This window comes from Thiohalorhabdus denitrificans, assembly GCF_001399755.1.
Taxonomy (GTDB): Bacteria; Pseudomonadota; Gammaproteobacteria; order Thiohalorhabdales; family Thiohalorhabdaceae; genus Thiohalorhabdus; species Thiohalorhabdus denitrificans.
Genome location: NZ_LJCP01000007.1, coordinates 52210 through 70027 on the forward strand (window position 1 = coordinate 52210; position 17818 = coordinate 70027).

Below are 17818 nucleotides of genomic sequence, written 5' to 3' on the forward strand. Positions count from 1 at the left end.
TGGTTCCCTAGGGGGTCTGACTGCCGGCGGAGAAGGCGGTGAAGACGGATTCCACCAGGTCCCAGCGGGACACGATGCCGGCCAGCCGGTCCTCATCGTCGAGCACGGGGAGGCGGTTCACCTGCCACTCCGCGAACCGGGCGGCGATCTCGGGCAGGGGGGTGTCCTCCCGGAGGGTGGCCACCTCCCGGGTCATTATGTCCGTCGCCACATGGGCGTAGGCGTGCTCCTCCGCCCCGGCTGTGGCCGGCAGGATCTCGATGACGGTGTGGTCGCCCTCCTCGCGGGCGTGGGTGACGAAATCGTGCTCCGAGACGATGCCCGCCACCCGTCCGCGCTCGTCCACCACCGGCAGTCCGGAGATGCGGTGGCGGATCATCAGCCCCGCCACTTCCGTGAGCGGCGTGTCCGGGGTCACTGTGACCACGGCCCGGACGAGGAGGTCCCGTGCCCGCAGCGCCCCGCTGAGGCGCTGCAGGGCGTGGCGGAAGGCGAGGTGGTAGATCTCCCGGAAGTCCTCCGGGGTGATGTCTATATAGGCGCGGATGGCCGTCATGGCCGTCTGGATGTCCTCCTCCGTGAGCTCCACCTCCACGGGGGGGACCCGGCCGCTGCCTTCTCCTGAACCCGGCATGGGGAAAAATATCCTGATATTAGAATGAAGCAAAAATTATACATCATTGAGAGGGTGAGGGGAGACCGGCCTGTCCCCCGTGCGGGCGGAACGTGCTAGTGTCCTGATGATGAAGGGGAGGCGAGAAAGGGGAGCCTATGGCGATCACCGACTGGCCGGCGGAGGCCCGGCCCCGGGAGAAACTGACGGAGCGCGGGCCGGAGGCGCTCACCGACGCCGAGCTGCTGGCCATCTTCCTGCGCACGGGCACCCGCGGCCGCTCGGCGGTGGACCTGGCCCGCGACCTGCTGGAGCGCTTCGGCGGGCTGCGGCCGCTGCTAGCGGCGGACGAGGCCGCCTTCTGTGCCGCCCCGGGCCTGGGGGCCGCCAAGTACGTTCAGCTCCAGGCGGTTACGGAGATGACGCGCCGCTACCTGGCCGAGGGGCTGTTCCGGGACGAGCCCATCGAATCGGCCCGGGCGGCGCGAGACTACCTGACCGCCCGGCTGCGGGAGCGGGCCCGGGAGGTGTTCGCGGCGCTGTTCCTGGATACCCGGCACCGGGTGGTGGCCTTCGAGGAGTTGTTCCAGGGCACCATCGACGGCGCGGCGGTGCATCCCAGGGAGCTGGTGAAGCGGGCCCTCCACCACAACGCCGCCGCGGTGATCGTGGCCCACAACCACCCCTCGGGGGTGGCCGAGCCCAGCGCCGAGGACGAGCGGATCACGGCGCGGCTGCGCCAGGCCCTGGAGCTGGTGGAGGTGCGGCTGCTGGACCACTTCGTCATCGGCGACGGCGAGGCGGCGTCCTTCGCCCAGCGTGGTCTCCTCTAGGAGTGCCCCGTCTGCTATCCCTGGGCGGGAACCTCCCCGAGCCAAGGGGATAGGCCGCAGAAGACGGGTCCGTTCCGGGACATCCATCGCGTAGGGAGGTAGCCATGAACGGGGGCATCCGCCTGGGCAGCGTAGCGGGCATCGAGGTTCGCATGGACTGGAGCCTGCTGGTGATCTTCCTGCTGATCCTGGTCAGCCTGGGCGCCGGCACCTTCCCCGCCCTGCATCCCCAGTGGGCCCTTGCCACGTCGTGGGCCACGGCCCTGGTGGCCGCCGTGCTGTTCTTCGCCTCGGTGTTCCTGCACGAGCTGTCCCACGCGCTGGTGGGACGGGTCTACGGCATAACCGTGCGCCGCATCACCCTGTTCATCTTCGGCGGCCTGGCGCACATGGAGAACGAGCCCCGCCACTGGCGCGGCGAGCTGCTCATGGCCCTGGCGGGGCCGGTGACCAGCCTGGCTCTGGGGGTGGGCTTCCTCCTGCTCGGCGGGCTCGCCCTGGGCCCGGAAGGGCTGGATCCGGAGCGGCCGCGGGAGAGCCTGGCCCGGATGAGCCCGGTGGCCACCCTGCTGTTCTGGCTGGGCCCGGTGAACCTCATCCTCGGCGTCTTCAACCTGGTGCCGGGCTTCCCGCTCGATGGCGGGCGCGTGCTGCGGGCGGTGATGTGGGGGATCACCGGCAACCTGCGGCGCGCCACGCGCTGGGCCTCCCGGGCCGGCCAGGGCTTCGCCTGGCTGCTGATCCTCACGGGCGCGGCCCTGATCCTGGGGGCGCGCCTGCCCGTCCTCGGCGCGGGCCCGGTCAACGGCCTGTGGCTGGCCTTCATCGGCTGGTTCCTGCACAACGCCGCCCTGGCCAGCTACCGCCAGCTCCTGGTGCGGGAGGCCCTGCACGATGTCCCCGTGCGCCGGCTCATGGAGGCGGACCCGGTGGCGGTTCCCCCCGACATGACCCTGGGGGCGCTCGCCGACGGCCCCTTCGAGGGGGCCGGCCAGCGGGTCTTCCCGGTGGTGGACAACGGGCGGATGGTGGGGCTGGTGGGGTGGCCGGAGGTGCGGACCCGCGACCGCGAGGCGTGGGAGCGCGTGCGGGTGGCCGAGGTCATGGTGCCGGAGGAGCGTGTGGCGCGGGTGGCCCCCGGGCAGGAGGCGGAGGAGGCCCTGGCCGTCCTGACCCGGGCGGGAGTCAACCAGCTACCGGTGGTGGAGGACGGGCGGGTGCTCGGCCTGCTGCGGCGGCGGGACCTGCTCCATTGGGTGGCCCTGCACGGCGACCCCGAGCTGGCGGACCTGGAGCGGGGCGGCTAGCGCCGCCTCCGGCCCCGCACCATGCGGGCCAGACCGCGGTCCGAGGGCGGCAGGAGCAGCAGCCGCAGCAGGATGCGGTAGACCTCGCCGCGGGGGACCTTGATGGTGTCCTGGGCGTCCAGGAGGCGCTCGGGCTGGGCCTCGATGCGGTCCAGGGTGCGCTTCGCCAGGACGGCCGGCAGGGCGGCCGCTGCCCGGCGCCGGAGCCAGCGGTGGGGCAGGTGGTGGAAGAATTCCAGGCCCGCTTCCAGATCGGCGTGGGCCGCGGCGATCTGGGCGTCCAGGAGCGGGCGGAGGGGGCCGTGGGCGTCCGGGAAGAACAGGTCGCGTGGCTCCAGGCCATGGGCGGACAGGCTGCTCTCCGGCAGGTAGCAGCGGCCCTGGCGAATGTCCTTGGCCAGGTCGCGCAGCACGTTCACCCGCTGCAGGGCCTTGCCCAGGCGGACGCCGGCCTGCTCCATATTCTGCAGGTCCAGCCCGGTGATGCGGTGGGAGGTGGCGGCCAGCTCCTTGGCCCAGTAGCCGCCCACGCACCCGGCGTTGCCGTAGAGGTAGTCCTCCAGGGCGGGCTCGTCGGGCAGGGCCACCACCCGCTCGCCCGCCTCGGCGAAGCGCCCCAGGTCCTCGCGCATGGCGCCGATCAGGGTCACCGCCACCTCCCCCGCCCGCTTGCGGGCCGGCACCTCCATCTCGCTCACCCAGCGGGCCACGTCGGGAAGGCGCTCCAGCAGGGTGCGCTCCTGCGGACCGCCGCCCGGGCCCAGGGGGGCGGGCTCCAGGGTGACCGGCTCGCCGCGGGCCAGCCGGGTGGCCGTGTCCTCCAGGGTTTCCAGCACCCGCAGGCGCGCGGCGGGGTCCACCGCGTCGGTGTCGGCCACGGTGTCCGCCGCCCGGGCGAAGAGGTAGGCGCGGGCGAAGTGGTCGCCCATGGCGGGCGGCAAAAGGCGCAGGGTCAGCGCGAAGGAGCGCGCCAGGACGTCCAGCAGCTCCTTGGGGTCCGGGGCCTCTTCCAGCCTCGCGTATTCAGCACTGTTGTCCGAAATGGCTCGCCTTCTCCCGGAAATAGGCACGCAATTGGGCTTCGAAGTCCTCGGGGACGGACCCCGGGATGCTCGGGCGCTCCGCCAGGGCCTGCCACCAGGCCCGGACCCGGGGGAAGTCCCCGTAGTCGGACAGGTCCACGATCCGCTCCAGGATGGCGAAGCGCTGCAGCAGGGGCGCGTAGGCCGCGTCCACCAGGGAGAAGCCCTCGCCGTTGAACAGGGGTCCGGTGATGGCCTCCTCGAGGCGGGCGAGGCGGTGCTCCGCCTGGTGCCACCGGTCCTCGAACCCCTTGGCGTCCTCCGCGATCATCATCTGGAACTGATCGAAGATCAGCTGCTCGCCGAAGGCGATCCAGGCGCGGTTGTGGGCCCGCCGCACGGGGTCTTCCGGGTGCAGGTCGCCCTCGGTCACCTCGTTGACGAACTCGCTGATGACCGCCGACTCGAAGATCACCTCCGAGTCGTCCACGCGGAGCACCGGCACCTTGCCCTCGGGGCTGATGGCCAGGAACCAGTCCGGCTTGTCGGCCAGGTCGATATAGGTGGTTTCGAACGCCGCGCCCTTCTCCAGCAGGGTGATGATGGAGCGCTGGACGAACGGGCACAGTGGAAAGCTGATCAGCTCGAGCTTCATGGGCTCCCTACCTCTCTCCAGGACGGGGCTAGTTTAGGGACAAACCGGGGCCTTGCCCACCCCGGGGAACGGTCGGCAACGGGGGGGCGGGCGGCTACAATAGGGCCCACCTTGAGCCCACCCATGCGAAGGAGGCCCGGCTTGAAGATCGCCACCTGGAACGTGAACTCCATCCGCACCCGCAAGGAGCATGTGCGGGCCTTCCTGGAGGAGCACCGTCCCGATGTCCTGGGGCTGCAGGAGATCAAGGTGACGGACGACCAGTTCCCGGCGGCGTTCTTCGCCGAGGCGGGCTACCGGTCCACGGTGTACGGCCAGAAGACCTACAACGGGGTGGCCTTCCTGGCCCGGGAGGGCTTCCACGAGGCCGCCGACGTGGCGCGGGGCTTTCCGGACGAGGGCGAGGACGCCCATTCCCGCCTGATCGCCGCGCGCTTCGGCCCCGTGGTGGTGGTCAACATCTACCTGCCCAACGGCTCCGAGGTGGGCTCGGAGAAGTACGCCTACAAGCTCGACTGGATGCAGCGGCTGCGGGAGTGGCTGGACGCCACCTACGGGGCCGAGGAGCCGGTGGTGCTGGTGGGGGACTTCAACGTCGCCCCCGAGGACCGCGACGTTCACGACCCCGAGGCCTGGCGCGGCCGGGTCCTGTTCTCCGAGCCGGAGAAGGAGGCCCTGGAGGCCATCCGGGCCTGGGGCTTCACCGACTGCTTCCGCCTCCACCACGAGGACGCCGGCCGGTTCTCCTGGTGGGACTACCGCATGAACCAGTTCCGCCGCGACATGGGTCTGCGCATCGACCACGTCTGGGCCAGCCGCCCCGCCGCCGAGGCCTGTTCCGTTTGCGACATCATCGTGGAACCGCGCCGCTGGGAGCGGCCCTCGGACCACGCGCCGGTGGTGGCCGAGATCGACCTCTAAAAAATTTAACCGCCAAGGAAAAACGGAAAAGGCAAAGAAGGCTCGGTAGCACCTACATCCAGGGTTGGCAATTGGTAATGGGGTGGTAATCCACCCATTGCCTGGCTACCTGGACCTTTTCCGTAGCTTTTAGCCGTTTCTTGCTGTCTTTGGCCGTTCTTGGCGCGCTTGGCGTCCTTGGCGGTTAGGTGCCGTTAGCCGTTTTTCTCCGCCTGCTGCACCTCCTGCACCGCGAAGGCGCTCATGTTCACCACGTCGGTGGCCGAGGCGCCCCACTCCACGATCTGCACCGGTTTCTCCATGCCCACCAGGATGGGCCCCACCGCCTGGGCGCGGCCCAGATGCATGAGCAGCTTGTAGGCGGCGTTGCCGGCGTCGAGGTCGGGGAACAGCAGCACGTTGGCCCCCGCCGACAGGCCGGCGAAGGGGAACAGCTCCTGCAGCAGGTGCGGCTCCACGGCGGCGTCCGCTTGCATTTCGCCCTCCACCTCCATCTCCGGGTGCGCCTCGTGCAGCAGCGCCACCGCGTCGCGAACCTTTTGGGCCCGCGGCGAGCGGGAGGCGCCGAAGTTGGAGAAGGACAGCATGGCGATACGCGGCTCCATGCCCAGGTGGCGCACCAGGCCGTTCGCCTCCACCGCCAGGCGCGTCAGGTCTTCGGCGGAGGGGTCGATGTTGACGGTGGTGTCGCCGAGGAAGTAGATGCGCTCGCCGACGAACAGCATGTGCATGCCGAACACGCGGCGGTGGGGGATGATCTGCAGGGAGGGCCGCAGGAGGGTGGCGTAGTGATTCTCCACGCCGCCCACCAGGGCGTCGGCGTCGCCGCGGCGCACCATCATGGCCGCGAAGCGGAACGGATCGATGCGCATGGCCCGACGGGCGTCGCGCAGGCTCAGGCCCTTGCGGCCGCGCAGGGTGTGCAGGTCGGCGATGTAGTCTTCGATGGCGGGGAATTGCGCCGGGTCCACGATCTTCAGGCCGTCCGGGGACACGCCCTCCTCGGCCAGGCGCTCGCGGATGACGCGCTCCCGGCCCACCAGCAGCGGCTCCGCCAGCCCCTCGTCGCGGACGGCCTCCGCCGCCCGCAGGATGGTGCGGTTCTCGCCCTCCGGGTAGACCACCCGCTTCGGGGCGCGGTGGGCGCGGCGCATGACCTTGCGCATGAGCAGCATGGAGCGGTCCAGCAGGCCCTCCAGTTGCGCGGCGTACTCCCGGGCCTCCGGGGCGGCCACGGTGGCCGCCCCGGTCTCCGCCGCGGCCTGGGCCACCGCCGGCGGCACCCACTGGATCAGCCGCGGATCCAGCGGCTTGGGGATGAAGTAGTCGGGGCCGAAGGCCAGCCGGTCCACGTCGTAGGCCTGGGCCACCTCGTCGGGCACCGGCTCGCGGGCCAGGGCGGCCAGGGCGCGGGCGGCGGCGAGCTGCATCTCCGTGTTGATCTCGCGGGCTCGCACGTCCAGGGCGCCGCGGAAGATGAAGGGGAAGCCCAGGACGTTGTTCACCTGGTTGGGGTAGTCGGACCGGCCGGTGGCTATGATCAGATCGTCACGCACCGCATGGGCGTCCTCGGGGAGGATCTCCGGGTCCGGGTTGGCCAGGGCGAAGACGATGGGATGGGGGGCCAGGGAGGCGATGTGGTGGTCCTGGAGCATGCCGCCCACCGAGACGCCGATGACCACGTCCGCGCCCTCCAGGGCGTCCTCCAGGCTGCGTGCGTCCGTTTCCGCGGCGAACTCGGCCTTGTACGGGTCCACCTCGTCCTTGCGCCCCGCATGGACCACGCCCAGGCGGTCGGTGAGCCGCAGGTTCTCGCGCCGCGCACCCAGGGCCACCAGCAGGCGCAGGGTGGCGATACCCGCGGAGCCGGCGCCGATGCAGACGATGCGCGCGCTGCCGATGTCCTTGCCCTGCAGCTCCAGGGCGTTGATCAGCCCGGCGGCGATGATGATGGCGGTGCCGTGCTGGTCGTCGTGGAAGACGGGAATGTCCATGCGCGCCTTGAGCGCCTCCTCGATGCGGAAGCAGTGCGGCGCGCCGATGTCCTCCAGGTTGATGCCGCCGAAGGTGGGCTCCAGGCGGGCCACGGTGTCGATGAAGGTGTCCGGGTCCTCGGCGTCCACCTCCAGGTCGAAGACGTCGATGTGGGCGAAGCGCTTGAACAGCACGCCCTTGCCCTCCATCACCGGCTTGGCGGCCAGCGGCCCCACGTCGCCCAGGCCGAGGACGGCGGTGCCGTTGGTGATCACCCCCACCAGGTTGGCGCGGCTGGTGTAGTCGTAGGCGGTGGGCGGGTCGGCGTGGATGGCCCGCACCGGCTCGGCCACTCCCGGGGTATAGGCCAGCGAGAGGTCCCGCTGGGTGGCGCAGGGCTTGGTGGGCTCCACCTCGATCTTCCCGGGGCGGGGCTGGGCGTGGTAGCGCAGGGCGTCGGCGCGGAAGGATTCCTGGCTGGACATGGTGGGTCGCGTCGCTCCGTCGGATCAGGGCAGGTAGATGCGGCGGTCGGCGAAGCCGGCGTGCTCCAGGGCATCCACCGCCACCGGCACCTGGGCGGCGGGGAGGGTGATGACCAGGAGCGTCCCGCCGTCGGTGACATGGGTCTGCCAGAAGGGGGCGTCCTCCTTGGGGATCCCCAGCTCCTCCAGCTTTTCGGTCTGGTCGCCCTGGAACAGGTCCAGGTAGAAGCGGGCGAACCAGCCCCATACGGCGCCGATGGCCACCACCCCCGGCAGCCACAGCCAGTGGAAGCCGGTGGCCCACAGCAGCAGGCCCAGGGGCAGGGCGTATAGGGCGCCTTTGCGCGCCCAGAGCCACGGGGAGGTGAGCTGGCCGAAGTGCTCCGGGGCCTGTTCCGCGTCCACGCCGCCGGGCAGCTGCTGGTGGAAAACCCGGATGTGGCGCCCCTCGATGCCGGCCTCGGTGAGGGCCGTGACGGCCTGCCCGGCCGCGGGCAGGTCGGGGGTGGTCAGCACCACGCGGTGGCTGAGCTCGCCGTGCTCGGTCATCGCACCGCCTCGATCTGTGCGGGGTGGTGGATGCGGACGGCGGGCGTGCCCTCGTGCAGCCGGATCCAGCCGCGCACCACCACGGTTCGTGCCTGCAGCGCCTCGAGGGCCTTGCCGGCGTCGGCGAAGGCCTCGGCCCGGTCCTTGCGCAGGATGGCGACGAAGTCCTCCGCGAAGCGCAGGTAGACGTATTTGCGAGCCGTATCTACCGTTTTCACACGTCCGCGGATGCGGCGAAAGGAGTTGCGCAGGTCCCGGCCGCTATCGGCCCCCTGGACCTCGTAGCGGGACAGGGCCCAGATGCCGCGCCGGTCCCGGCGGGCCTGCCGCTCGGCGGCGAAGTAATCCGCCACCCGGGAGAGGTTGGGCGGGTGGACGGCCACGTGGGCGTGCCCGCGGCGCAGAAGCAGGGCGTTGACGCTGGTGCCGTCGGCGGTGAAGACGTGGGCGAGGGTCCGATCGTAACGGTCCGTCTCCTCCGCCCCCCGCTCCAGCCGCACCCTGCGGCCCGCCAGGAGGTCGCGCAGGAAGCGCCGGGCCTCCGGTCCCCCGCGCTGCGCCGGATCGCCCCCGTGGGCCACCTCCGGGGCGTTGAGGCCGATGAGGCGAACCCGGGTGCCGTTGGCGAGTTCGAGGGTGTCTCCGTCCAGCACCCGCTCTACCTCCCGAAGCTCCCCGGCCTCGGCCGGATCCGGCTTCGTTCCGGCGATCCGCTCCGCCTGCGGGGGCGGACGGTCGCCGTAGTGGACGGTCCCGTCCTCATCCTCCCAGCGATAGACCTCGCTGCCCGGGGCCCCTGGCGCCGGGAGCAGGACAAGCAAAAAAAGGGCGCCCGCCGGCGCCCTTTTCCACATGCCCATCCCGCCGGGCGCGGCCGGCTACTGGTCGCCGGCCTGCTGGCCGTACTTGCGGCGGAACTTCTCCACCCGGCCGGCGGTGTCCACGATCTTCTGCTGCCCGGTGAAGAAGGGGTGGCAGGCCGAGCACACGTCCACGTGGATGTCGCCCACCGTGGTCCGGGTCTCGAAGCTGTGGCCGCAGGCGCAGCTCACCGTGGCGGGTTGGTATTCGGGATGGATCCCTTCCTTCATCGCAGGGCCCTCGAAGCGCTGTAATCGCCGTTGGAAAAGCTTTATAGGATATAAGGAATTGCCGCGCCCCGCAAGCTAGCGGTTCATGCTGGCGAAGAAGTCCTCGTTGTCCTTGGTGGCCTTGAGCTTCTCCTGCAGGAATTCCATGGCCTCGTTGGAATCCATGGGGTGCAGCAGCCGGCGCAGGATCTGGGTCTTCTGCAGCTCCTCCTGGGTCATGAGGAGCTCCTCGCGGCGGGTGCCGGACTTGTTGATGTTGATGGCGGGGTAGAGGCGCTTCTCCGCCATCTTGCGGTCCAGGTGCAGCTCCAGGTTGCCGGTGCCCTTGAACTCCTCGAAGATCACCTCGTCCATGCGCGAGCCCGTATCCACCAGCGCCGTGGCCATGATGGTCAGGCTGCCGCCCTCCTCGATGTTGCGGGCGGCGCCGAAGAAGCGCTTGGGCTTGTGCAGGGCGTTGGCGTCCACGCCGCCGGTGAGCACCTTGCCGGAGCTCGGCACCGTGGTGTTGTAGGCGCGCGCCAGGCGGGTGATGGAGTCGAGCAGGATCACCACGTCGTTCTTGTGCTCCACCAGCCGCTTGGCCTTCTCGATGACGATTTCCGCCACCTGGGTGTGGCGCTGGGCGGGCTCGTCGAAGGTGGAGGAGATCACCTCGCCGCGTACCGAGCGCTGCATCTCCGTCACCTCCTCGGGCCGCTCGTCGATGAGCAGCACGATGAGGTAGCACTCGGGGTTGTTGGCGGTGATGGAGTGGGCGATGGACTGCAGCATCATGGTCTTGCCGGCCTTGGGCGGGGACACCAGCAGGCCGCGCTGCCCCTTGCCCACCGGCGATACCAGGTCGATGACCCGGCCGGTGAGGTCCTTCGGGTCGCCGTTTTCCACCTCCATGCGCAGCCGCTCCTCGGGGAACAGCGGCGTCAGGTTGTCGAGCAGGACCTTGTGCTTGGTGCTCTCCGGCGACTCGTAGTTGATCTGCTCGACCTTGAGCAGGGCGAAGTAGCGCTCGCTATCCTTGGGCGGCCGGATCTGGCCGGCCACCGTATCGCCCACCCGCAGGTTGAAGCGCCGGATCTGGCTCGGCGACACGTAGATGTCGTCGGGGCCGGCCTGGTAGGAGGCATCCGCGGCGCGCAGAAAGCCGAAGCCGTCGGAGAGGATCTCCAGCACCCCCTCGCCGTAGATGCTCTCACCCTGCTTGGCCCGGGCCTTGAGGATGTTGAAGATCAGGTCCTGCTTGCGCAGGCGGCCCACGCCTTCAATTCCCATCTCCTGGGCCAGCTCATTGAGGTCGTAGGCAGTTTGTGCCTTGAGTTCGTTGAGGTTCATGGGTGCGATTCGGTCCTGACTGCGTTTCCTGGATAGCGAGGGAGTTCGGGTCGGTGTGCTCGGGGTGGTCTCGGCTAGGGAATGGCCGTCATAGGCGGCGGAACGGCGGCGCCTGGGGGGAGCCGCCTCTTAGGGTATGTGATGGCCTACGCCACGGCGGCCAGGGGGTTGTCGGAAGATCCTGACGGGCCGGGCGAACGGCAAGCTTGCGGTTGGGGGCAGGGGCCCGGCGGACCGCCCTCTGGCGGCCTCGCGCTGGCCTCCGGCCCCGCCGGTGGTCCGGGTCGGGGGAAGGGCTCCCACTCCGCGGCAGGGGCAGCCCTGGGACGATGTTACAGGTTTTCCTCGACGAAGGCCTGCAGCTGGGCCTTGGACAGGGCGCCCACCTTGGTGGCCTCGACGTTGCCGTCCTTGAACAGCATCAAGGTGGGGATGCCGCGCACGCCGTACTTGGGGGGCGTGTTGGGGTTCTCGTCGATGTTCAGCTTGGCCACCTTGAGCTTGTCGGCGTACTCGTCCGACACCTCGTCGAGGATCGGGGCGGTCATCTTGCACGGACCGCACCATTCGGCCCAGTAGTCCACCAGCACCGGTTTGTCCGCGTTCAGCACTTCCTCTTCGAAGGTGCTATCGGTGACATCCAGAGTCGAGCTCATCCCTTCCTCCTGCGCTGGACCGGACGTACGGGATATTTAACCGCCCGGTCGCGGTTTCGGTAAAGGGGGCGCAGCCTGCCGGCGGCCCCCAGCGGGCCGCGGTGCTTGGTCAATGTAAGGGGGTCGGGGGCGGCGGTCAACCCTGCCTTGGCGGGAGAGGGCCGTCAGACACGCCGTTTGGCGTCCACCAGCTCCTGGAGGGTCATGGCGTCGAGGATCGCTTTGCCCCCTTCGACCGCGGTGAAAAAGACGAAGTTCGGACGCCCCTGGCGCCCCCGGGCCGCCAGGTGGTCCGCCAGGCGGCCCAGGGTCTCCGGGGCGTAGCGCCCGGGTCCCTCCAGGCGGCGATACACGGAGCCCGGAGGGTCGCCGTCGGTCGCCGGATGGGGGTCGGTGATCACCTCCCGGGGGGCGTCCACGTGGAGGGCGTTGGGCCAGAAGGCGGGCGCCTGGGTGGGGGGTTTCTGGGGCCAGACCAGGGCCGCCAGCTTTTCCCCCAGGGGCTCCAGGGCCCGGGCAAGGGGCAGCAGGTCGCCCCCCGCCGCCAGACGCCGGGCCCAGTCGCCCCCCAGGGGCAGGCTGAGGGCGGCGTCCTCCAGGGTGCCCTCCTCCCACGCGGCGACCGTCTCCGGGTCCGGGAGGGCCTGCACCGGCGGGAGCTCCAGGGCGTGGAACTGGGTGGTGTAGTACTCCAGCGCCCAATCCTCCGGGAGGTCCTCCGGGTAGAACCCGCTGGCGTCGTCGGGGAAGACCCAGCCGCGGGTGCCGATGTGGATGCCGCCGGCTCTCCGGTCCATCGGGGACGCCTCTTGGTTGCAATCGAACGGGGTTAGGCGGTTTTGCTATAGTGGCCCGGGATTTTATCAGTCCCGGGATGGTCCACGGAGAAGACGCATCCACTCCACCACCGACGGTTCTCTATGGAGAGGAGCTAGCCGATGAAAGCATGGTTCAAGCCGCGGAACGCCGCCTCCTCCGGCGGTACGGACACGGGCCGCCGGGGGGTGCTGCGCGGTCTGGCGGGGACCGTGGGCGGCGGTCTGTTGGCCCTGGGCGGAGCGCGGACGGCGCAGGCCCAGGACGAGCTGGCCTTCCCGGGGGAGAATCCCGACGCCAAGGTGCTGTATCAGCTCAACCGCAACGACCCCGAGTACCAGGGGCATATCATGCACAGCGCCTCCGTGGTCCTGCAGAACTACGACAACAACGCCGCCATCGTGGTGGAGTGCTTCGGACCGGGGATCCATCTCCTGCTCGAGGAGCCGCGTTCCCCGGTGGATCCGGAGGTGCGCGAGCGGATCCAGAGCTTGGCCGCCTACGACGTGAAATTCCACGCTTGCGGCGAGACCCTGAAGGCCCTCGGTCTCGGCAAGGAGGCCCTCATCGACGAGGCCACCTACGTAGCCAGCGGGGTGGTGGACATGGTCGAGCTGCAGAAAAACGAGGGCTACACCTACGTGGCCTGGTAAGGCCGGGCAAGGAGGAAGAACCATGCTGGGCAAGATCATACTGGGCGCCGGCGCCGTTTCCGTGGTGGCGGGCGGCATCGGCGGTTTCCTGACCGAGTTCCAGTCCGCCGTCTACGCGCTGGTGCCCGTGGGGCTCCTCCTGATCATGGTGGGCATGGTGCAATCCCTGAACACCTCGGACTGACCGCGGCCATGGCGACTCTCTACCATTACCCCTTCTGCCCTCCCGCCCAGCGGGTCCGCCTGGCGCTGGGCCTCAAGGAGATCCCGGCCGAGCAGGTGGCGCTGGCCTATACGGACCTGGAGACCCCCATCGAGCTTGCGGGCAAGAAGCAGGTGCCCATCTTCGTGACCGACGCGGGGGAGGTCTTGCTGGAGTCGGAGGCCATCCTGGGCCGGCTGGACCGGGACGCCCCGGAGCCGCCCCTGTTTGAGGGGGCCATCGATCCGGACGACTACGCCTCCCTGAAACGCTGGATGGAGGGTTTCGAGCCCCTGGTGGACCGGCTGCGCGGGCCGGTCCAGCTGGGCTACGCCGGGCTGGGCGACGACGAGGAGGCCGCCGCGTACTTCCGCCGCCAGGTGGAGAGCCGGCACGGCGCCCAGCTGGAGGAGCTGGTCAACGCCCGCTATGCGGACTACCGCCAATTCGAGGCGGAGGCCGAGCTGAAGCGCTTCGCCAACCTGCTGGCCAAGAGCCGCTTCTTCAGCGGCCGGCTGTCGGCGGCGGACCTCCTGATCGTCAGCGAATGGGGGTTCCTGCGCTGGGTGGACGGCGTGTCGCCGCCCCTGGACCTGCTCTATTACTTCGAGCGGGTGGAGGAGGCCTGCGGCGTGAAGCTGGCGAGCGGGGAGGACGCCCTCTTCTGAGGAGGCCCCCGCCTACACCTCCTTGTAGAACCGCATGCTCCCGGCGTCGGGATCCAGGTCCACCAGGTAGCCATTGCCGTCGGCCTTGTCGTGGAGCTGGGCCAGCGGCCTGAGGTTGTCGTGCCGGCCGGCGCCCAGCACCGCCTGCACGGGGTAGAGGCCGGGGCGCTTGAGCTCCGGCTTCTCGTTCAGGGGGTCCAGGTGCCGCGCCATGGCCACCAGGTCCTCCACCGGCTCGCCCTCGAACCAGACCACCACCTCGTCGCCGCTGTCCAGGGCCTCCGACAGCAGGTTCAGGGAATCATCGTTGTGCCATTGGATTTCCCGGGCCATGTTCCACTCCTTATGCTGAAGGGCTCGTACGTTCCAAGATGGGGCCGCGAGGGGCGCTCTACAACCGCCGGCCGCCTCGATCCCCTCCCGCCGAGCCGTCGTCGATCTGGTATTCCGACTCCTCCGCCACCGATTCGCCATTCTCGATCTTGGCCATCTTGACCGCCAGGCGCACGTCGTTGACGGAATCGGCGTGGCTCTGGGCCTCCTCGGCGGTGATCTCGCCGCGGTTGTACAGATCCAGCAGGGCCTGGTCAAAGGTCTGCATGCCCAGGTCCCGGGAGCTCTCCATCACCTGTTTGATCTCGCCGAATTTGCCCTGGGCGATGAGGTCGGCCACGGTCCCCGTGTTCAGCAGGATCTCCACCGCCGCCACCCGGCCGCGGCCGTCGGCGCGCGGGACCAGGCGCTGGGAGACGACCGCCTTCAGGTTGAGGGACAGGTCCATGAGGGTCTGGTTGTGGCGGTCCTCGTTGAAGAAGTTGACGATCCGCTCCATGGCCTGGTTGGCGTTGTTGGCGTGCAGGGTGGAGATGGCCAGGTGGCCGGTGTCGGCGAAGGCGATCACGTGCTCCATCACCTCGGCGTTGCGGATCTCGCCGATCAGGATCACGTCCGGGGCCTGACGCAGGGTGTTCTCCAGCGCCGACTCCCAGGAGTGGGTGTCCATGCTCAGCTCGCGCTGGTTCACCAGCGACTTCTTGTGGCTGTGCACGTACTCGATGGGGTCTTCCACCGTGATGATGTGGTCGGCGTGGGTGCGGTTGCGGTGGTCGATCATGGCCGCCAGCGAGGTGGACTTGCCGGACCCCGTGGCCCCCACCACCAGCACCATGCCGCGCTGGGCCTCGATGATCTCCCGCACCTGGTCCGGCAGGTTGAGCTCCTCGAAGGAGGGGATCTGGTCGTAGATGCGCCGGATCACCAGGCCGACGGTGCCCCGCTGGCGGAAGATGTTGACGCGGAAGCGCCCCAGCCCCTCGTAGGACAGGGCCAGGTTCAGCTCCAGGTCGCGCTCGAACTCGGCCTGCTGCCGCTCGCTGAGGATGGTGTGGGCGATATTCTCCGTGTCCGCCGGGCGGACCGCGGTCTTGCCGATCCGCGCCAGCTTGCCGTCCACCTTCATGGACGGCGGGGTCCCGGTGCTGAGGTAGAGGTCCGAGCCCTCCTTGTCCACCATGAACTTGAGTAACGCCTTCAGATCCATAAGGAATCGCCCCTGCATGCCCCGATTGGATGGCCGCGGAGCCCCCGGCTCCCGGCGCGGTCCCTAAAGGACTACCACAGCGGGGCGGGGCTGTGCAGGTGTGCCGTTACTCGCCCCGGATCCGAGAGCGGCAAGGTTGGGCCGGTCGAATGGAGTCCGGTGGGTCGCGCCAAAACCCATCCCCGTGGCCCTCGGGGTGCGGTATCCTTGGCGCGGCCGGACACCGGCCCCGATCTTTTCAACTCCCTGCCACGGAGGGTGCGCTTGTGTATCCGGATTCGACCTGGCTGATCGCGGTGGCGGCCGTCGCCGCCGCCTACGCCATCGGCTCCCTGACCTCCGCGGTGGTGGTCTCCCGGGCCCTCGGGCTGCCCGACCCCCGCTACGCCGGGTCCAAGAACCCCGGGGCCACCAACGTCCTGCGGTTGGGCGGCAAGCTGCCGGCGGCCCTGACCCTCATCGCCGATGTCCTCAAGGGCACCCTGCCGGTGGCCGTGGCCATGCTCTGGCTTTCCGGCTGGCCGTTGATGGCGGTGGCCGCGGCGCCCTTCCTGGGGCACCTGTTTCCCCTCTATTCCGGTCTGCGCAACGGCGGCAAGGGGGTGGCCACCGGGCTCGGGGTCTACATCGCGCTGGCGCCGCCGGTGGCCGGCTCCCTGGTGGCCACCTGGCTGGCGGTGGCCGCCCTCACCCGCTACTCCTCCCTTTCCGCCCTGGCCGCGGCGGTGAGCGTGCCCCTGTGGAGCGCCTTCTGGTACCCCGGCAGCACCCCGCTGCTCGGCCTGGGGGTGGTGCTCGCCGTGCTACTCGTCTACCGGCACAAGGACAACATCGCGCGCCTGCTCCGGGGCGAGGAATCCCGGATCGGCGACAAGTCTAAGACGGCCTGAAAGAGGCTAAAGGCGTCGAACCGCCAAGGACGCCAAGACCGCCAAGTACAGCGATAAGGCGCAAGCCCTTCCGGTCGTTGGCCGGGGGTGCGGCCCGTATCGCCTGTCTTTTTGGTCGTTGCCGCTTTCTTGGCGCGCTTGGCGTCCTTGGCGGTTAACCCTTTGTTTGCCGTTATCAGATCGAAGGCGGGGTGAGCTCGTCGAGGGGCCAGCGGGCCACGGCGGTGCGGTCCCAGCCGTCGCGCTCGCCGGCGAGCAGGCGCAGGCCCCCGGCGTGGGCCACCATGGCGCCGTTGTCGGTGCAGAATTCCGGGCGGGGGAAGTGCAGGCCGACGCTCCGCGCCTCGGCCTCCGTCGCGAAGCGCGCGCGCAGGTGGGCGTTGGCGCCCACCCCGCCGGCCACCACCAGGCGCTCCAGGCCGGTCTGCCGGAGCGCCCGCGCCGACTTGCGCCACAGCACGTCCACCACCGCCTCCTGGAAGCTGGCGCACAGATCGCGCCGGAAGGCCGCATCGGCGTCCTCGCCCCGGGTCTTGGCGGCGTTGAGCACCGCCGTCTTCAGGCCGGAAAAGCTGAAGTCGAGGTTGGGCTTGTCCACCATGGGCCGGGGCAGGGCGAAGGCCTCTGGGTCGCCGCCCTCCGCCGCCCGGGCCACCGCCGGGCCGCCGGGGAAGCCCAGCTCCAGGAGCTTGGCGGTCTTGTCGAAGGCCTCGCCGGCGGCGTCGTCCAGGCTCTGCCCCAGCAGCCGGTAGCGGCCCACCCCCGCCACCTCCGCCAGCAGCGTGTGGCCGCCGGAGACCAGCAAGGCCAGGAACGGGAACGGCGGGGGGTTGTCTTCCAGGGCGGGCGCCAGCAGATGGGCCTCCAGGTGATGGATGCCGAGGAAGGGCAGGTCCCGGGCGAAGGCGATGGCCTTGCCCGCCGACAACCCCACCAGCAGGGCACCGAGCAGGCCCGGGCCGGCGGTGGCGGTGACGCCGTCCACCCCGTCCAGGTCCACGCCGGCGTCCGCCAGCGTCTGCTCCACCAGCGGGATGGTACGCCGGATGTGGTCCCGGGAGGCCAGCTCGGGGACCACGCCGCCGTAGGCGGCGTGGACCTCGGTCTGGGAGTGGAGGCGGTGGGCGAGCAGCCCGGCCTCGCTGTCCCAGAGGGCAACGCCGGTCTCGTCGCAGGAGGTTTCGATGCCTAGAACGCGCACGGGGCCTCGCGCAGGTTGGTTGCCGGGCGGCCTATTCTAGGCGCTTCGCGCCCCGGCGGGAATCCGGGGCCCTTGGCGCTCCCGGTTGGGGGTAGTTGCAAGGGCTTGGTCGCCTTGCGTAGAATGAATAGTTTTCCGGTGAAGTCGGCTAGCCACGAGGAGGGGTGTCTATGACAGCCGTGAAGGTACGCGATAACGAGCCGTTCGAGGCCGCGCTCAAGCGTTTCCGCAAGTCCTGCGAGAAGGCGGGTGTGATCTCCGAGGCCCGTCGCCGCGAGCGCTACGAGAAGCCCACCGAGGCCCGCAAGCGCAAGGAAGCCGCCGCCCGCAAGCGCCTGCTCAAGCGCCTGCGCCGTCAGCAGCGCCGGATGGAGCGCGGTTCCAGCGGCTGGCGCAACCGCTAGGTCGCG

The 17818-nt window shown here is 69.9% G+C and carries 21 protein-coding genes; 8 read left to right on the forward strand and 13 right to left on the reverse strand.

The genetic code is table 11. From position 1 onward, the window contains the following. Positions 1-7: 7 nt before the first annotated feature. A complete protein-coding gene (locus AN478_RS03410; protein ID WP_074471389.1) occupies positions 8-634 on the reverse strand; it encodes a CBS domain-containing protein in 627 nt (208 codons plus the stop codon). A gap of 137 nt (positions 635-771) precedes the next feature. Here AN478_RS03410 and radC point away from each other — a divergent pair, with 137 nt between their 5' ends. Next, the gene (radC, locus tag AN478_RS03415; protein WP_054965229.1) at positions 772-1446 is read left to right on the forward strand and encodes a RadC family protein; all 675 of its coding nucleotides are present in this window, start codon (positions 772-774) and stop codon (positions 1444-1446) included. A 104-nt stretch (positions 1447-1550) separates the two neighbouring features. Next, positions 1551-2753, forward strand: coding sequence for a site-2 protease family protein (locus AN478_RS03420; RefSeq protein WP_054965230.1), 1203 nt, complete (start codon positions 1551-1553; stop codon positions 2751-2753). Here the strand turns inward: AN478_RS03420 and AN478_RS03425 are convergent. Together AN478_RS03425 and AN478_RS03430 are read right to left on the reverse strand one after the other, a co-directional pair. Further along, positions 2750-3823 carry a phytoene/squalene synthase family protein gene (locus AN478_RS03425; protein WP_074471388.1) on the reverse strand — a complete coding sequence of 358 codons (1074 nt, stop codon included), beginning with the start codon at positions 3821-3823 and terminating at the stop codon, positions 2750-2752. The genes AN478_RS03420 and AN478_RS03425 overlap by 4 nt on opposite strands. Continuing rightward, positions 3777-4430: a glutathione S-transferase family protein gene (locus tag AN478_RS03430; protein ID WP_054965232.1), complete on the reverse strand. Its 654-nt coding sequence runs from the start codon at positions 4428-4430 to the stop codon at positions 3777-3779. Before AN478_RS03430 ends, AN478_RS03425 begins: the two co-directional genes overlap by 47 nt. A 141-nt stretch (positions 4431-4571) precedes the next feature. Between AN478_RS03430 and xth the strand changes: the two genes are divergently transcribed. Next, positions 4572-5351 (forward strand): exodeoxyribonuclease III, encoded by a 780-nt coding sequence (gene xth / locus AN478_RS03435; RefSeq protein ID WP_054965233.1) that lies wholly within the window; start codon positions 4572-4574, stop codon positions 5349-5351. A 194-nt stretch (positions 5352-5545) separates the two neighbouring features. Here xth and AN478_RS03440 read toward each other — a convergent pair whose 3' ends face one another. The 7 genes from AN478_RS03440 to AN478_RS03470 all read right to left on the reverse strand — a co-directional run bounded on the left by AN478_RS03440 (position 5546) and on the right by AN478_RS03470 (position 12235). Continuing rightward, the gene (locus AN478_RS03440) at positions 5546-7810 is read right to left on the reverse strand and encodes an NADP-dependent malic enzyme (RefSeq protein ID WP_054965234.1); all 2265 of its coding nucleotides are present in this window, start codon (positions 7808-7810) and stop codon (positions 5546-5548) included. A 24-nt stretch (positions 7811-7834) separates the two neighbouring features. Continuing rightward, positions 7835-8359 (reverse strand): hypothetical protein, encoded by a 525-nt coding sequence (locus tag AN478_RS03445; protein ID WP_054965235.1) that lies wholly within the window; start codon positions 8357-8359, stop codon positions 7835-7837. Beyond that, the gene (locus AN478_RS03450; RefSeq protein WP_054965236.1) at positions 8356-9180 is read right to left on the reverse strand and encodes a thermonuclease family protein; all 825 of its coding nucleotides are present in this window, start codon (positions 9178-9180) and stop codon (positions 8356-8358) included. Before AN478_RS03450 ends, AN478_RS03445 begins: the two co-directional genes overlap by 4 nt. A gap of 57 nt (positions 9181-9237) precedes the next feature. Further along, the gene (gene rpmE / locus AN478_RS03455; protein ID WP_054965237.1) at positions 9238-9450 is read right to left on the reverse strand and encodes a 50S ribosomal protein L31; all 213 of its coding nucleotides are present in this window, start codon (positions 9448-9450) and stop codon (positions 9238-9240) included. 75 nt (positions 9451-9525) lie between these two features. Further along, on the reverse strand, positions 9526-10782 hold the full coding sequence (rho, locus tag AN478_RS03460; protein WP_054965238.1) for a transcription termination factor Rho: 1257 nt from the start codon (positions 10780-10782) through the stop codon (positions 9526-9528). A gap of 332 nt (positions 10783-11114) precedes the next feature. Next, entirely contained in the window at positions 11115-11438 is a 324-nt protein-coding gene (gene trxA, locus AN478_RS03465) for a thioredoxin TrxA (protein WP_054965239.1), read from the reverse strand. A 164-nt stretch (positions 11439-11602) separates the two neighbouring features. Next, complete coding sequence (locus tag AN478_RS03470; RefSeq protein ID WP_054965240.1) at positions 11603-12235, reverse strand: DUF72 domain-containing protein; 633 nt, start codon at positions 12233-12235, stop codon at positions 11603-11605. A gap of 141 nt (positions 12236-12376) precedes the next feature. Between AN478_RS03470 and AN478_RS03475 the strand changes: the two genes are divergently transcribed. Genes AN478_RS03475 through AN478_RS03480 form a run of 3 tightly spaced genes read left to right on the forward strand, consistent with a single transcriptional unit; the run spans position 12377 to position 13777 of the window. Continuing rightward, entirely contained in the window at positions 12377-12907 is a 531-nt protein-coding gene (locus AN478_RS03475; RefSeq protein WP_054965241.1) for a DsrE family protein, read from the forward strand. A gap of 22 nt (positions 12908-12929) precedes the next feature. Further along, a complete protein-coding gene (locus tag AN478_RS13880; RefSeq protein ID WP_156344084.1) occupies positions 12930-13091 on the forward strand; it encodes a hypothetical protein in 162 nt (53 codons plus the stop codon). 8 nt (positions 13092-13099) lie between these two features. After that, a complete protein-coding gene (locus AN478_RS03480) occupies positions 13100-13777 on the forward strand; it encodes a glutathione S-transferase N-terminal domain-containing protein (protein ID WP_054965242.1) in 678 nt (225 codons plus the stop codon). Between the two features lie 12 nt (positions 13778-13789). Here AN478_RS03480 and AN478_RS03485 read toward each other — a convergent pair whose 3' ends face one another. Both AN478_RS03485 and AN478_RS03490 read right to left on the reverse strand, forming a co-directional pair. Beyond that, complete coding sequence (locus AN478_RS03485) at positions 13790-14110, reverse strand: hypothetical protein (protein WP_054965243.1); 321 nt, start codon at positions 14108-14110, stop codon at positions 13790-13792. A 58-nt stretch (positions 14111-14168) separates the two neighbouring features. Then, entirely contained in the window at positions 14169-15317 is a 1149-nt protein-coding gene (locus AN478_RS03490; protein WP_074471387.1) for a PilT/PilU family type 4a pilus ATPase, read from the reverse strand. A 287-nt stretch (positions 15318-15604) separates the two neighbouring features. Here AN478_RS03490 and plsY point away from each other — a divergent pair, with 287 nt between their 5' ends. Beyond that, positions 15605-16207, forward strand: a complete 603-nt coding sequence (gene plsY / locus AN478_RS03495) for a glycerol-3-phosphate 1-O-acyltransferase PlsY (RefSeq protein WP_054965516.1) — start codon at positions 15605-15607, stop codon at positions 16205-16207. A gap of 175 nt (positions 16208-16382) precedes the next feature. Here plsY and tsaD read toward each other — a convergent pair whose 3' ends face one another. After that, positions 16383-17408 (reverse strand): tRNA (adenosine(37)-N6)-threonylcarbamoyltransferase complex transferase subunit TsaD, encoded by a 1026-nt coding sequence (gene tsaD, locus AN478_RS03500; protein ID WP_054965244.1) that lies wholly within the window; start codon positions 17406-17408, stop codon positions 16383-16385. A gap of 170 nt (positions 17409-17578) precedes the next feature. On the opposite strand from tsaD, the gene rpsU reads away from it, so the two are divergent. Next, entirely contained in the window at positions 17579-17812 is a 234-nt protein-coding gene (gene rpsU / locus AN478_RS03505) for a 30S ribosomal protein S21 (RefSeq protein WP_054965245.1), read from the forward strand. Positions 17813-17818 lie beyond the last annotated feature (6 nt).

Excerpts from the sequence above, each read along its gene's own strand:
- AN478_RS03440 (WP_054965234.1), bottom strand. The coding sequence starts at position 7,810 with ATGTCCAGCCAGGAATCCTTCCGCGCCGACGCCCTGCGCTACCACGCC.
- AN478_RS03475 (WP_054965241.1), top strand. The coding sequence starts at position 12,377 with ATGAAAGCATGGTTCAAGCCGCGGAACGCCGCCTCCTCCGGCGGTACG.
- AN478_RS03445 (WP_054965235.1), bottom strand. The coding sequence starts at position 8,359 with ATGACCGAGCACGGCGAGCTCAGCCACCGCGTGGTGCTGACCACCCCC.
- AN478_RS03410 (WP_074471389.1), bottom strand. The coding sequence starts at position 634 with ATGCCGGGTTCAGGAGAAGGCAGCGGCCGGGTCCCCCCCGTGGAGGTG.
- AN478_RS03430 (WP_054965232.1), bottom strand. The coding sequence starts at position 4,430 with ATGAAGCTCGAGCTGATCAGCTTTCCACTGTGCCCGTTCGTCCAGCGC.
- AN478_RS13880 (WP_156344084.1), top strand. The coding sequence starts at position 12,930 with ATGCTGGGCAAGATCATACTGGGCGCCGGCGCCGTTTCCGTGGTGGCG.
- AN478_RS03420 (WP_054965230.1), top strand. The coding sequence starts at position 1,551 with ATGAACGGGGGCATCCGCCTGGGCAGCGTAGCGGGCATCGAGGTTCGC.
- AN478_RS03490 (WP_074471387.1), bottom strand. The coding sequence starts at position 15,317 with ATGGATCTGAAGGCGTTACTCAAGTTCATGGTGGACAAGGAGGGCTCG.
- rho (WP_054965238.1), bottom strand. The coding sequence starts at position 10,782 with ATGAACCTCAACGAACTCAAGGCACAAACTGCCTACGACCTCAATGAG.
- AN478_RS03480 (WP_054965242.1), top strand. The coding sequence starts at position 13,100 with ATGGCGACTCTCTACCATTACCCCTTCTGCCCTCCCGCCCAGCGGGTC.
- rpsU (WP_054965245.1), top strand. The coding sequence starts at position 17,579 with ATGACAGCCGTGAAGGTACGCGATAACGAGCCGTTCGAGGCCGCGCTC.
- AN478_RS03485 (WP_054965243.1), bottom strand. The coding sequence starts at position 14,110 with ATGGCCCGGGAAATCCAATGGCACAACGATGATTCCCTGAACCTGCTG.
- trxA (WP_054965239.1), bottom strand. The coding sequence starts at position 11,438 with ATGAGCTCGACTCTGGATGTCACCGATAGCACCTTCGAAGAGGAAGTG.
- AN478_RS03470 (WP_054965240.1), bottom strand. The coding sequence starts at position 12,235 with ATGGACCGGAGAGCCGGCGGCATCCACATCGGCACCCGCGGCTGGGTC.
- rpmE (WP_054965237.1), bottom strand. The coding sequence starts at position 9,450 with ATGAAGGAAGGGATCCATCCCGAATACCAACCCGCCACGGTGAGCTGC.
- radC (WP_054965229.1), top strand. The coding sequence starts at position 772 with ATGGCGATCACCGACTGGCCGGCGGAGGCCCGGCCCCGGGAGAAACTG.